8 protein-coding genes and 1 pseudogene are annotated in these 13905 nt (G+C 58.8%); 7 read left to right on the top strand and 2 right to left on the bottom strand.

The annotated features are described in order from the left end of the window. Positions 1-1140: 1140 nt before the first annotated feature. Both nodU and IVA92_RS30975 read left to right on the top strand, forming a co-directional pair. On the top strand, positions 1141-2796 hold the full coding sequence (nodU, locus tag IVA92_RS30980) for a nodulation protein NodU (protein ID WP_247276117.1): 1656 nt from the start codon (positions 1141-1143) through the stop codon (positions 2794-2796). A 1333-nt stretch (positions 2797-4129) separates the two neighbouring features. Continuing rightward, a complete protein-coding gene (locus tag IVA92_RS30975; protein WP_247276116.1) occupies positions 4130-4819 on the top strand; it encodes a methyltransferase in 690 nt (229 codons plus the stop codon). Positions 4820-4979: 160 nt separating this feature from the next. On the opposite strand, the pseudogene IVA92_RS36170 reads toward IVA92_RS30975, so the two are convergent. Beyond that, positions 4980-5260 (bottom strand): annotated as a pseudogene (locus tag IVA92_RS36170) (helix-turn-helix transcriptional regulator). A 115-nt stretch (positions 5261-5375) separates the two neighbouring features. Beyond that, on the bottom strand, positions 5376-5687 hold the full coding sequence (locus tag IVA92_RS30970; RefSeq protein ID WP_247276115.1) for a hypothetical protein: 312 nt from the start codon (positions 5685-5687) through the stop codon (positions 5376-5378). A gap of 973 nt (positions 5688-6660) precedes the next feature. Between IVA92_RS30970 and IVA92_RS30965 the strand changes: the two genes are divergently transcribed. From IVA92_RS30965 to IVA92_RS30945, 5 genes are read left to right on the top strand one after another with little or no spacing between them, the layout of a single operon-like run. Continuing rightward, a complete protein-coding gene (locus tag IVA92_RS30965) occupies positions 6661-8004 on the top strand; it encodes an NtaA/DmoA family FMN-dependent monooxygenase (protein WP_247276114.1) in 1344 nt (447 codons plus the stop codon). 34 nt (positions 8005-8038) lie between these two features. Beyond that, positions 8039-9736 (top strand): ABC transporter substrate-binding protein, encoded by a 1698-nt coding sequence (locus IVA92_RS30960; protein WP_247276113.1) that lies wholly within the window; start codon positions 8039-8041, stop codon positions 9734-9736. A 53-nt stretch (positions 9737-9789) separates the two neighbouring features. Next, positions 9790-10698, top strand: coding sequence for an ABC transporter permease (locus IVA92_RS30955; protein ID WP_247276112.1), 909 nt, complete (start codon positions 9790-9792; stop codon positions 10696-10698). Continuing rightward, positions 10695-11558 (top strand): ABC transporter permease, encoded by an 864-nt coding sequence (locus IVA92_RS30950; RefSeq protein ID WP_247276111.1) that lies wholly within the window; start codon positions 10695-10697, stop codon positions 11556-11558. The genes IVA92_RS30955 and IVA92_RS30950 overlap by 4 nt, the downstream gene beginning before the upstream one ends. Positions 11559-11561: 3 nt before the next feature. Next, complete coding sequence (locus tag IVA92_RS30945) at positions 11562-13271, top strand: ABC transporter ATP-binding protein (RefSeq protein ID WP_247276110.1); 1710 nt, start codon at positions 11562-11564, stop codon at positions 13269-13271. The last annotated feature ends 634 nt before the right edge of the window (positions 13272-13905 follow it).

Genomic DNA, 13905 nt, shown 5'->3' with positions numbered 1-13905 from the left:
CCGCGATCGGAGTGGGTTCACGGCAATGCACGTTTGAATTCTCGGTTCATGATCTGCCGCCGCCGGATCGCGTGTCGAATCCTGGGCTCTAGTTGTCCTACCCAAGGGCGAAGCCACGAGTATCGCATGCGTTGTTTCTATTAGCCTCGAAGCTTCGTCGTTCCGCACCACTGGCGAATGGCATGGTCGGAGGTAACCGGCGACGCCCTTACGATGATCGTACATGCGTTGTCGATCGCATGAAAACAAGTGAAGGAGCGATAAATCCATACCACGATTTACGTCACCTCCACCCGGGGCAGGCTGCTGCAACCTATGGGGTTGAAGACGGATTGGATCGAGCTGCCGTTCCGCCTTCGAAGGACCTGGATCCGGAGGTGCGTAAGGCGCTCCGGGAGTTTCTAGTCGCATCGCTTGACGGGTACGGCGATTCCCCTCACGTGGTTGATTTCGCAATCCGAGGACGCGCGCCAATGATGATTGGGGAGGACATTATGCCACAACGCAGGGGGCGGCGCTGAGGGGCGGGCCTTGCCAAGGCCGCTCAAGGCCTCGGGGCCGCACGCTTCCGCATTTTTCGGAAGCTCGAAAAGTGAATCGGTAATCGTAGTCCCTGCTTCTGTCCGAAACCACACGTGCCGAATGTAAGTAAATTGCCAGGGTGTCTGCACACGAGACATTCGGCCGAGAAATTGCGACCAGATTCCTCTGGTTTGCACTGGCCCAAATCATGCTGTGGCTACGGGCGAGAACGCAGAATGGGAGGCGCCTTAGTTGCAACCAGCCATCGAGATGACGTTGGCCACTGAGAATGAGGGCGAAATATAAGTAGTGATCCGAAATCCGATCTCGATCGGGACGGGGCGACCTGATGGTCTTGGAAGTCTCGTCTTAGGTCATGACCTGGCTGAAATGCGCATCCGCAACCTAGATGCGCACGCTCACGCCAGGCGGGCATCTGGTACTCGGATCTGCGTGTGATACCGCTCGAACGCTTGGCGTCATGCCGCTGATGCAGAGATGGTCCGGGAAGCGCTGACGAAGCGTTGATCGTTCGAGTGCGTCTGCTTGCTCGCTGCTTTCGGCAGCGAAGACGGTCTTCAAATTAATCGAATTGTCTGGGGCTAACATGGAGGCACTATGCGCATCTGCGGTATCAAGCTGACCCATGACGGATCAATCGCTCTTATCGAGGACGGACGACTTGCTTTTTGTGTCGAGCAGGAGAAGCGGGACAACAATCCGCGATATCAAAGCATTGACAATCTCGATGCAGTTGTCGTCGCCTTAGCGGAGCAGGGGCTGGATGCGTCGGATGTTGATCAGTTCGTCCTCGACGGCTGGTGGGGAGAGGGGGAGTCGGAGTTCCAGGTCCTCAGTGGGGCTACGCCAATTACTCTCAAAGGTGCGCCGTATATTGAAAGTCATGCCGATGGCCTGCTAACGTCGCGCGACGGCACTGGCCTGCTACTGGGCGGCAAATCCTTTCCTTACAGGAGCTATCCACACGTCACGGGCCATGTGGCCGCCGCATACTGCACGAGTCCCTTTGCGAAAGCAGGACAACCCGCGTTCTGTCTGGTGTGGGACGGCGGCACCTTTCCACGTCTTTATTATGTAGAACTCCGCGGCGCCCAGTTCATCGAATGCCTGTTCCCAATGATTGGGCACGCCTATGCGGCCGCAGGTTATCACTTCGGACCGTATAAGCAGGCGACGCGCACCAATTGGGACCTCGGTGTTGCCGGCAAGTTGATGGCCTATATCGCACTAGGCTCTGTTGATGAAAACATCGTCACGGTCTTTCAGGAGCTTTACGAGGAGCACTTTGGGACCAATGCAGAGCTCGCCCGTCCTGACAGTCCGGAGTCTGCGCTTGAAGCTGTGCATGATTACGTCGATGCGAGCGCGCAGCGGTTGAAGTCCAAGGCTCCCGAAGATGTGCTTGCATCGTTTCATTGTTTCCATGAGCGTCTGCTCGTTCGCGAAATGGCGCGTGCTTTGCAGCGCCACTCACGTTTTCCGGCGCGCAACTTGTGTATAACAGGCGGCTGCGCTCTCAACATAAAATGGAACAGTGCGCTACGCGCCAGCGGCCTGTTCGATGCTGTCTGGGTGCCGCCCTTTCCGAATGACAGCGGATCGGCAATCGGCGCCGCTTGCTCGGCAGTGGCGGCCGACAAAGGCTTCGTGCCGCTACAATGGTCAGTCTATAGCGGTCCAGCCCTGCAGCCGAGCGATGTGCCGACCGAATGGGACGCCGCGCGGTGTAGCATGAGTGAACTCGCGACCATTCTCGCCAGCAACAAGCCGGTGATTTTCTTTGCCGACCGCGCCGAGCTTGGGCCTCGGGCACTGGGTAGTAGAAGCATTCTCGCAGCCGCGACGACGGCGCGAATGAAGGATCATCTCAACGATATCAAACTTCGCGAACACTTCCGGCCGGTCGCTCCGATATGCTTGGAGGATCGTGCCCCGGAGATTTTCAGCCCTGGAACGCCGGACCCTTACATGCTCTTTGATCATCAGACACGAGCAGAATGGCGGGACAAAGTCCCCGCCGTTGTACATCTGGACGGAACTGCGCGATTGCAAACCATTCCCAGATCGTCCCAGCACAAAGTCGCCAAGCTTCTCGTCGAATATGAGAAACTTACGGGTATTCCACTGCTTTGCAACACGAGTGCGAACAACCATGGACGCGGTTTCTTCCCGAATGTCGCAACGGCCTGCCAGTGGGGAGGCGTTGAGCATGTATGGTGCCATGGCATGCTGTGGACGAAGACACAGAAGTGAGCGATCCCCGGTCCAACGGCACCTTTCCCGCTAAGAATGAGCGAGATATGACAGCGGGTCGCTGTCTGCCGGATGTCGCCTACGTTGCGCCGGGAGGGTGCTTCGAGCTGCGAATGGTGCGGCAGGAGGACGATTTTATGTAGGGTCCTCGGCACGGCTACCGCCTGATACAGGCATATCACGGTGCTCGGCGAGCCAGTGCCGGCATGCCGCAGAGCCTAACGATAGGCTTGCTGCGCTTAGTGTTCCTGGCACGGCCGTTGCTATTGAGAGGCAGCAACACCGAGTGAGGCTGTGCATTCAGACGTGTCAGACAGACGCTCTCTAACGCCGTGGGTCCATTTCCGAGAGAATAGGCGCGGGAGCAGCCGCGGTATCGTTGGGACTTGCCAGTGGGCTCATCAGGATCGCCGGTTGCGATCGGCCAGCCATGATAAGGGCGGTAAGAAGGGCCGAAGGTCCGGGAAAAGCATCTTTCCGCTCAAGAGCGGTCTGGGATCGCCAGAGCGGCAGCAGCGGCCTGGGAAAAGGGCTGATCCCTCAATTTCAAACTGAGACACGGCATTATCGCTCAACACCGTCCAGCGTCCCTGGTGATGGGCGCCGCGAAATGGCGCTGGCGCGACACGGGCTAGTCATCGCACAAGGATGCCGCGATTGGCGGCGACTACCGCATCAGCACCGGACATTTTGCCACAACGTAGCAGTCGGCGCTGAGGACAGGCATAAAGGGAGAATCGGGTCAATGCCCAGAGCCGCAGGCGCCGGGCGGTCGGTAACCCGAAAATTGATCAGGTGAGCGCAGTTCGTGCTTCTGTCGGAAACCAAACGTGACAAATGTCAGTAGATCGCCAGCGTGTCTGCAAACGCGACGTTCGGCCGAAAAGTTGCGAGCGATTCCTCTAGCTCGCACTGGCGCATGGTGCGGCAAGAGGAGGATTTCATGTATGGTCCTCGGCACGGCTACCGCCTGATACAGGCAGATCACGGTGCTCGGCGAGCGAATGCCAGCATGCCGCAGAGCCTAATCATAGGCGCTTGCTGCGCTTAGCGTTCCTGGCACGGCCGTTGCTATTGAGGGGCAGCAACACCGAGTGAAGCTGTGCATTCAGACGTGTAGACAGATGTTCTCTAAAGCCGTGTGCCCATTTCCGAGAGAGCAGGCGCGGGAACAGCCGCGCTATCGTTGGCAGTCGGTTGATGGAGAGCGATATGAGGCCGGCTATCCGGCTTCCCAGCTCACCGCTTGCCGGACGCTGAAGCAGTTCGCCAGACCGGCCTGCTGGCCGCCGGCGTCTCGCGATGTTGTTTTCACCACAAGATGGAGAGTTAGATGAATGCCCCGCTAGGCGTCTCTGTAAGGCGCCAAACGACTGACGTAGATGCGATGCTAGCCGAACTGCGATTATGCGAGCGCCCGCATGACGTGGAAGTAAGCGGTCTGCCCCTGCACGTCCTGCCTGGTGTTTTGTCACCACGCCTAAGTCACGGTCCCGACGCATTGATGTCGAAGTGGCACATCGAACCTGGCGCGACAGTACTCGATCTGGGATGCGGATCAGGCGTACTAGGGCTTGCAGCGCTCCGTGCCGGCGCAGGCTGTCTAGTGGCACTCGACATAAATCCGCAAGCCGTCCTCACGACGAAGATAAACATCGAGAGGTTAGGTTACTCGGACAAAGCCGAGGCGCGCTATAGCGACACCTATTCTGGGCTGCATTCCGGAGAAAAATTTGACATCATTCTCTTTGCCGCCCCCTATTGGAATCGTAAAGCGAAAGACGACCTGGAGCGCTCTTGCTTCGATGAAGATCACAATGTCATGGCCTCGGCTCTCAAAGGTGCGCGGCGCCGCCTAAATGACAAGGGCGTGATGTATGTGCTCTTCTCTGATCAGGGAGATGTCGGGCGCGTCCTGAATTTGATTAATAGGAGTAAGCTGCGTGTCAGGAATATGCATATTTTCCGCCCCTCGATTCCAGAGGGGCACGTCCGGATTATTTGGGAACTCACGGTGCGATGAAAGCGCTTGGCTCTCGAGCGGCGTTCTGGCCGAGCATGGGCCCCTAAAGAAGGCCGGGCACTGCACCGCTCCTCCTGCGTGAAGCCTTTGCGCTTCCGCAGCTTTCGAAATTCCCGTCCAGCAAATTACAATGTTTTAGCGAACTCACGCGAGCAGAGCGCTATTTCTTCTTGTGACGTGGACGGGCCGGCTTGCGACCTTTGCGCAATGTCTTATGGGACGTTGCTCCTTTGGGCGGTTGGATAAAGAACTCAGATAAATGGACGCCAAGCGATTTAGCGATCCGATCGAGCAGATCGATTGTTGGATTCGCTTCTTGCCTCTCAACAGCGCCCATGTATTAGCGGTCAATGTCCGCATCGTAAGCCAATTGCTCCTCCGGAATACCGAGACCACGCGGATCCACCGGACAATCCAGGCCAAAAGCGCACGAGCTTTCATGCGCTAAAGCAGCCATTCGGTGGGCCATCAACCCACTGGCTATAACCGTTCTGTTGTTTCAAGTTTCGCAAAAGATAACGAACTCGCCGCGTGAGCTTATATGAAAGAGCCGGCGTTAGACCCAGATGCCGGGCACGCCGCGCCGAATGAGTTGCTGCTGTGACCAGCATCTGGACGTATTTGGCGACTCCTCGATGCGCAGGCCGATGGCACCAACTGAGAAGAAGTTGCCCGGATGGTATTGCTTCTCGCCGGCCTTGCAGCCCCGGTTCACCTTCCGCGGCAGCAACGTCGTGGCGATCCCGGAAACCGCCTGGAAGGAAGTGGGGTTCTTGGCGACGATCCGCGTCCGGGGCTGCGAGGTCGTGTCGCGCGATTCTGAGTTGACCTGTGGGCCTAGCAGCGCGGCGTCACGCTGGGTTTTCATGGGTGATCAGCGCACTGGGCTGTGGGCGTCACGCGCTCTCTGGCCTGCGCGGAGCATGTCGCCACCTCCGGGCGGGCAAAAACGTGGCCACGTCAGTCACCGCGGTGCGCTGGACCGAATAAAGATACGGAACGCATTGCGAGCCACGAGGATAGTGCTGCCAGTTCTCACGCAATACATCGCAAAAAGAAGCGCATTCAATCGCATTATTTGATGTTGCCGTCGGATCCATACTGCCCACGCTTGCAACTATTCGCCAGCGTCAACGTTCTGCTCCACACTGTCGACTCAAATGCACGTCGCACCATCAGAAGTTTGTGCATCGATCCTGCCGTTACGCTTCGAAGCAAGGTCCGAAAAAACGAAGGTCACAGCATCAGCGGATTTCGCGCAACTTGACCATGTGGCCAATGCATTCAAATGAATCGAACAAGACCTCGTCTTAAGAAAAGGATACCAAGTGGCGGCAGTAGATTGAAATACTCAACTATTGCGTTCATATGCTCGTCACAGCTACACGTGTCCTATAAGGAGCTACGCTTTCGTTGGCTGCGGCATCCAAGGACACTGTTTGATGCAATTTGCGATGCTATTGGGAAACACGGCCTTGCGCACGCAATTGGTCATCGTCTCTCGCGCATGTGCGTCCCGCAGACTGTTGCTGCGAGCCCTTGAGTGGAAACGCGAACGGAGCGCGCCGCTGCGGAGCCAGATCAACACCACAATCAGGATCATTCTGGCTTCACCTGATGCCGTCCGCCGTGCCAAGCGGCCGAGTATTGGCCAGCGCAATGCCCAAGTCTTGCCTATGAGGTTGCTGTCTCGAAGCGTGGTCGCTCGCGGCCCTTTCGGGCGCACTCTGGCCAAGCCTCCGCCAGGGGGGCGAGGTCAGTAGCCGAACAGCGTGACCAACATCAATTTGTCATTGAAGGCGTTGCCGGCAGCTTCGAGGTCGCCGCATTTGGGAGTGCCTATGTCTTCCGTCATCCGCACGCTTCATCTTGGCCTCAATCTTCACGGCGCGGGCGGTCACTCCGCAGCGTGGCGTTGGCCGGGCACCAACCCAAGCGCCTTCTTCGACATCGGGCATTACGTTCGTGCTGCGAAGATTGCCGAGCGTGGCCTGTTGGATGCGGTGTTTCTAGCGGATACCCCCGCGGTGCCCTTCGACATCACTCGGCAGCCGCCACTCAATGGGCTTGAGCCGACGCTTGTGCTTTCCGTAATCGCGCGCGAGACAACGCGCATCGGGCTGATCGCAACGGCGTCGACGACCTACAATGAACCATACAATCTGGCGCGCCGTTTCCAGTCGCTCGATGTCATTAGTGGCGGCCGAGCGGCCTGGAATGCGGTTACGACATCCAGCCCAGCGACGGTAGCAAACTTTGGTGGTCGCCAGATCGGACGCGAAGAGCGCTACAAGCGCGCCGAGGAGTTCGTTGAAACCGTCCGTGCTCTTTGGCTGAGCTGGGGGGATGAGACCATTGTCGCTGATCAGGCATCTGGAGTTTACGCCAATACCGATCATTTCCGGCTGCTTGATCCCAGCAAGAATGCGTTCGCAATCCGAGGCCCGCTCACCCATCCCGGCTCGCGCCAGGGCTATCCCATCATCGTCCAGGCTGGAGGCTCGGATCCTGGCGTGCGCCTTGCGGCGCGCAGCGCCGATGTCGTTTTTACCGCAGCCGGGGACTTGAAAACGGCGATCGGGGAGTCCGAGCGCCTGCGCGCGCTCTCGCGTCAATTTGGCCGCCGTGCAACTCCACTCATCCTCCCCGGCCTCGTCACCTTCATCGGCGGCACGGAAGAGGAGGCACAACGCCGAAAGAAGGAAATCGACGCGCTGCTTGATCTGACGCGTGCGATGGACGCCCTCGCACGGAGCATGGACGTGCCGGTCGAAAAACTCAGCCTCGACCGGCCCATTCCCGAGGAGGTCTTGCCCGATCCTCACAATGTTGCGTTCTCGGTCGGTCATCACCGCACGTTCGAAGCATTGGCGAGAGAAGGCCGCACGGTTCGCGAGATCATCGGCAGCGTTCAAGCGTTCGGTCATCGCTTGCTCGTCGGTGCGCCCGAGCAGATCGCCGATTCGATCGAATCATGGTTTCGCACAGGCGCGGTCGACGGCTTCAACATCATTCCAGACGTGCTGGAAGACGGCGCGACGGCGTTTGTCGATCTTGTCGTGCCGATCCTACAGAGCCGCGGTCTGTTTCGCACGGAATACCAGGGGGAGACACTGCGCGAGCACCTGGGAATCCCTCACCACGACGTTGCTGCCGAGACGTTGGCGAGGCCGTCGTCTCTGTGACGCAATGTTTGTCCACATTCACCGGAGTTTGGAGATGTCTGTTATCGAACGCACGAGCCTTTGGCGTCTCGGCATCCAGCCGAACACTCGAAGAAAGCAAAAGGCGACGGCTGTCCTGTTGGCGGTCTCAACGCTCCTGCAGATCTCGATCATGGCGTGCTGCTCTGCCCAAGAGGCGTCAGCCGGCGGACCGAAACGAGGAGGCATCATTCGCTACGGGCATTTTCAGGAGCCGCCCTGCCTGTTCGGGGGATGGGTGCAGCAGTGGTATCTTCAGCGGCAGTATAGCGACAATCTGGTTGCTCGGAGGGAAGATGGAAAGATTGTGCCTTGGCTCGCAACGTCTTGGACAATCTCCGACGACAGGAAGGTATACATCTTTGAGATCAAGCCAAACGTCAAGTTTACCGACGGGACGCCTCTCGATGCACAAGCTGTTGCCGAGAACATCAACGGATGGCTCGGCAATGATCCGGATCGTCGCAATCCGACTGCCGCTCCTTACCTCGAAGACAGCTTCGAATCGGCGACAGCAATTGCCCCTCTCACGCTGCAGATAACGCTGAAGACGCCATTTCAGCCGTTGCTCAACGTTTTCGCGCAGTCCTCCCAAGGCATTTTGTCACCAACTGCGCTCAAGCGCGGACTTGCCGTGAACTGCAACAGCCCGGTCGGGTCAGGCCCGTTCATCGTGGAGAAATGGAATCACGGGCAGAACGTCGTGTTTCGCCGCAACCCGGATTACAATTCGGCACCAAGTCACGCCAAGCACCAGGGGCCGGCTTACGTTGATGGCATCAACTGGAGGTTCCTTGCGGATCAAACCGTCCGCTATGGCTCACTGCTGACGGGCGAATCTGATGTCGTCTATGACATTCCGGCAGTTGCCTGGAAGGACGCCAATTCCCGCTTCGCCGTCTTGCGGCATATAACAGGCGGCACCCCTTTACGCCTGGCGTTGTATACGGCACGGCCCCCCTTTGACGATGTGCGCGTCCGCCAGGCTTTTGCTTACGCTGCTGACCGAAGAGCCGCCGTCGAATTGTCCTTCCTCGGCGCTTTGCCATTCGAGGCTAATGGAGCGCTCAGCCAGAGTTCGCCGGAATATATCAGCGGGCTCGGGCGGTCCTATGGGTATGACGTTGGAAAGGCCAATCAGCTCCTCGATCAAGCGGGTTGGACTGAACACAACAAGGACGGCATTCGCCTGAAGAATGGCAAGCCCCTCGTCGTTCGAATCTCCTATTCGAGCGCTTTTCTAAAGCCAGACGGCGAGCAGGCATTGCAGGTCATCCAGCAGCAGGCGAAAGCTGCCGGATTCGAGGTGCGCCTTCAGCCGACCACCCAGGCGGATTTCTTTGCCGGGAAGAATCTCGGTCCGGACGACTACGAGCTCGTGCTCCTCTATTGGGTTGCACCCGGCGCAGAAATCTTCCGCATTTCATGGAAGCCTGATCGGAACGGCGAGCGGAACCGCTTTAATCCGTCGCGCTACCAGGATGAGGCAATGTGGAATGTCGTTCAGACAGCGGAACAGGAGTTCAACGATGGCGGGCGGACTGCGCTTTATCAGCAGGCTGAACGCAATATCGTGGAGAAAGCGGCCGTCCTAGGCTTCACGGTGCTCGATGTCACATTGGCGACCAGCCCAAGGCTGAAGGATGTCTGGCTGGACCGCGGGTCTGTCGGTGAACCCGTCTTTTATGACGCTCATTTCGTCGACGTGAAGTGATGCGTGTGAATAGCGCAGCTCATGTTCGGATAGGCTGGCTTGCGGGCAGGTTCGTGTCCGCTGCGACTGTGGTGTGGCTAGCTGCGACCTTCACATTCCTTGTTCAATGCCTGATGCCCGGCGACCGCGCCCAGATCATCATCAACATGGCCAGTGGCAACGTTGGAGAGGCCTCTCCAGCAGAGCTCGCGGCGGTCAACGCAAAGTACGGCTTTGATCAGCCACTCGTTCTGCAATACGGCAAATACATATGGGGCATCCTGCATGGGGACCTTGGCTTGTCATACCAGCAGCATCGGCCGGTCCTTGACATCATCGCAGAACAGATTGGGCCAACCATCATTCTGGCGGTTGCGGCGCTCATTGCGGCATGGGTCATCGCGGTTCTGACGACCGTCCTCGTCGCCGGCCAAGACAACATGTGGTCAACCTTGCTCAGCGGAATACAGGTGTTCCTGGCGACCGTGCCGCCCTACTGGCTGGCTACAATCCTCCTCGTTGTGTTTGCGGTGCAGCTTCGGATTGTCCCAGTCATCGGGGGCAATTCCCCGATCGGGCTCGTTCTTCCAACGATTGCGTTGGCTTTAGAGTTGTCAGGATTCCTCGGGCAAATCGTTCGCAGCGAATTCACGCGTGTCCTCGAGCAGCCATTTGTCATCTCGGCGCGGGCACGAGGTATGGGTGAGCTCGGCGTCAGGTTTCGCCATGTCCTGCGTCATGCAGCGTTGCCCGGCATCACTTTATCAGGCTGGGCGATCGGAAAGCTTCTTTCCGGTGCGATTCTGATTGAGGCGGTATTTGCGCGTCAAGGCCTTGGTGGAGTCCTTGTCGCTGCGACGTCCTCTCGAGACGTTCCAGTCGTGTCGGGGGCTATTCTGATCTCCGCCGGCCTGTTCGCCGTCACCAATATGCTCGTCGATCTCACCTACCGAATCGTCGATCCCAGGATCAAGATGACATGAGCAGGGTAGGTGACTGGAGCGCGTGTTCGCAGCTGATAGAGGCGTCGGCGATCCTCCGTCGTATTCCTCTTCGGGTTCACGTAGCTCTGATCGTCATTGGTTTCTTTATTGTCGCGGCAATCGCGCCGAGTCTGCTGCAGACGCACGATCCGCTCGCGATCGATTTGACGGCACCATTGCAAGCTCCCTCATTCGCGCACTGGTTCGGAACGGACCAATCAGGCCGGGATATTTACTCCCGAATTGTCGAAGGAGCAGGCCAGTCACTCACCATCGGGCTTGGCGCAACTGCGCTGAGCATCGGCATTGGGCTGGTTTTTGGCATCATTGCCGGCCTTGTGGGTGGCGCGCTCGACAATGTTCTCAGCCGGCTTTTGGACGTGCTGTTCGCACTTCCCACGCTGTTCCTCGCGCTTCTGTTCGTGAGCTTGTTCGGTCCATCGGTGCTGACCCTCGTTATAGCGGTCGGAGTTGGCACAGCTCCGGGCTATGCTCGGATGATCAGAGGGCAGGTTCTGTCTGTAAAAGGGGCGCCTTATGTGGAGGCTGCCAAGGCCCTCGGCCATCCTTATCAACGTATCCTATGGCGGCATATCATTCCGAACGCGATGAGCCCGCTCACGGCGATGATGACGCTTGGCGTTGGGCAAGCGATCGTCTGGGCGGCGGGTGTTGCGTTTCTCGGTCTCGGCGTCGCTCCCCCGGCGCCTGAATGGGGCGCGCTGCTAAATGCTGGGCGAAACTATGTGATCTTCGCATGGTGGCTTGAGATCATGCCGGGCATTGCCGTGGTGTCGTTTGCTCTCGGCCTGACTGTCGTCGGACGCTATTTGCAGGATCTCCTGGAAGGAAAGATCTAAGTAATGCTCCACGTTCCTAATCGACAAGTGCCCCCGCAGGCGAACCTTCTGACAGTCGATTCACTCTGTGTCTCATTCGGGCGGGATCTTCCTGAGGGAACAGCCGTGCGCGGCGTCTCATTCTCTCTCCAGGCTGGGCGCTGCCTGGCCATTGTCGGAGGGTCCGGCTCCGGCAAGAGTGTGACTTCGCGCGCCATTGTCGGTCTTGCCGGCCGCCGGGCTCATGTCCATGCGCGTCAACTGACCTTCGCCGGCACCGATCTCACAGCTCTCGATGATCGCAGCTGGCGGCGCGTCCGCGGCAAGGAGATCGGCTTCGTTCTGCAGGATGCACTCGTCGCGCTCGACCCGCTACGTCCGGTGGGCAAGGAGATTGGCGAAGCACTGCGTCTCCACCGTGCGGTTGCATCAAGCGAGGAGCTCGAACGGCGCGTCGTCGCACTCCTTGAGCTCGTCCGGGTGCCTGAAGCAGCGGTCAAAGCCCGGCAGCTGCCGCATCAACTATCCGGTGGCCAGCGCCAACGCGCGCTCATCGCTGCCGCTCTGGCCCTCGATCCACGCATCCTGATCGCCGACGAGCCGACCACGGCTCTCGACGTCACCGTGCAGGCGCAGGTGCTGGGATTGCTGGAAGAGACCAAGTTGCGGGGCAAGGCGCTTCTCCTGATCAGCCATGATCTGGCGGTTGTCTCCCGGATAGCTGACGAGGTCTTGGTCATGCATGAAGGCAAGGTGGTCGAGCGCGGATCGGCAGACCAGGTCTTCCAAGACCCTCAGCACACCTATACCCGCCAGCTTTTGGATGCGGTGCCCTCTGCGCGCCTGCGCGGCTCTCGCCCCTCGCGATTGCCCGCTGCTCGGGCGTGGAAGCCGCCGTTACGGTCTCAGGAGCAATCACCATCGACATTCCCTTCGGTCGTGCTCAGCGCGGCAAATCTTGTGAAGCGATTCAAAGGACCAGATGGCGTGCTGCGCACGGCCGTCGATGGTATCTCCTTTGAGCTGCGATCCGGCGAGACTCTGGGCGTCGTCGGGGAGTCCGGATCTGGCAAGTCAACGATGGCACGATTGGCGCTGGCGCTTGACCCGCCCGATGAAGGCGCCGTTCTGTTTCAAGGTCGGGCCTGGACCACGCTCACCGAACGCGACCGCAGGGCGCGGCGCCGGGCCATCTCGGTCATTTACCAGGATCCTCTCAGCTCCTTTGATCCGCGCTGGTCTGTGGGACACATCATTTCCGATAGCCTCGCAAGTGACGTGGAGAGCAGAGACGAGCGCTATGAGCGCGTTGTCGAGCTTCTTGATCTGGTCGGACTATCCCCAGCCCTGCTGGATCGCCGGCCGCTCGAACTCTCGGGCGGTCAGCGCCAGCGCGTTGCGATCGCCCGTGCGATCGCTCCAAGGCCCGCTGTGATCGTCTGTGATGAACCGCTCTCGGCTCTCGATGTCTTGATTCAGGCGCAAGTGCTGGACCTGCTGACCGATCTCAAGGCGCATCTCAACATGAGCTACATCTTCATTTCGCATGATCTCGGTGTAATCCGCCAGCTCAGCGACCGCGTCATGGTCATGCGCCAAGGGCGCGTCGTCGAGACCGGCACCAGGGACGAGATATTCCTCAATCCGCGCACCGACTATACGCAACGCTTGCTCGCAGCAGTCCCAAGCCTTGCGCGCGGCGGGGTGGCCAATCGTTCATTCAGCCGCGTCTAAGAAGACGCCGGCATAGATGGGAGCGTTTCAATGCGCTGTGATGAATGTCGTTTCGAGGATCGGACCAAGACCTTTGGCGAGTCCCCTTCTTCGGCAAGAAGGCCTCTCAGAATTAATGGCGGTCTCGTGAACGAGTACCGCATGCATCGGATTGCAGATGCCAAAGAGAGCTGGGGAAAGCCGCCTGCCCGCACGACCACGCACCAAGAGATCGTCTGCCTGCAGCAGATCCTGAAAACGGCTCTCCGTCAGCAATGGCTCAAGGCACTCCTGATCTTTCAGAGCCTTATCGGAAGAACGGGAAGATCTCCCATCGCGCCTGGTTCTCACGCGAGGAGTACCGCCAGCTCTACCAGGCGACCGGGCGGAGGGCCCGGAAACCCAAGAACAACAAATAAAAGTAATGGGGCGAGCAGTTGCATGACCTCATCCTATTCATGAGCAACACAGGCCTGCGCCCGGACGAGGCGTTGCGCCTTGAATACCGCGGCGTGACCGTGGCCTCGATGAAGGCACCCAACAAGGACGCGCTAGGACGCGAGCGCCATCAACGTTCCGAAGAAGAAGCCGCCGAAGAAGGAAGTGGCGGAAATCCGCCGAGGCGAGCTGGAAACGCTCCGCTAGCTGCCCAAGA

It is taken from the genome of Bradyrhizobium sp. 154, assembly GCF_023073875.1.
Classification (GTDB): domain Bacteria; phylum Pseudomonadota; class Alphaproteobacteria; order Rhizobiales; family Xanthobacteraceae; genus Bradyrhizobium.
This window is presented reverse-complemented; position numbering and strand designations above follow the sequence as displayed.

Bases quoted from the DNA above. Each gene is read 5' to 3' on its own strand.
- nodU (WP_247276117.1), top strand. From the start codon at position 1,141: ATGCGCATCTGCGGTATCAAGCTGACCCATGACGGATCAATCGCTCTT.
- IVA92_RS30975 (WP_247276116.1), top strand. From the start codon at position 4,130: ATGAATGCCCCGCTAGGCGTCTCTGTAAGGCGCCAAACGACTGACGTA.
- IVA92_RS30970 (WP_247276115.1), bottom strand. From the start codon at position 5,687: ATGAAAACCCAGCGTGACGCCGCGCTGCTAGGCCCACAGGTCAACTCA.
- IVA92_RS30965 (WP_247276114.1), top strand. From the start codon at position 6,661: ATGTCTTCCGTCATCCGCACGCTTCATCTTGGCCTCAATCTTCACGGC.
- IVA92_RS30960 (WP_247276113.1), top strand. From the start codon at position 8,039: ATGTCTGTTATCGAACGCACGAGCCTTTGGCGTCTCGGCATCCAGCCG.
- IVA92_RS30950 (WP_247276111.1), top strand. From the start codon at position 10,695: ATGAGCAGGGTAGGTGACTGGAGCGCGTGTTCGCAGCTGATAGAGGCG.
- IVA92_RS30945 (WP_247276110.1), top strand. From the start codon at position 11,562: ATGCTCCACGTTCCTAATCGACAAGTGCCCCCGCAGGCGAACCTTCTG.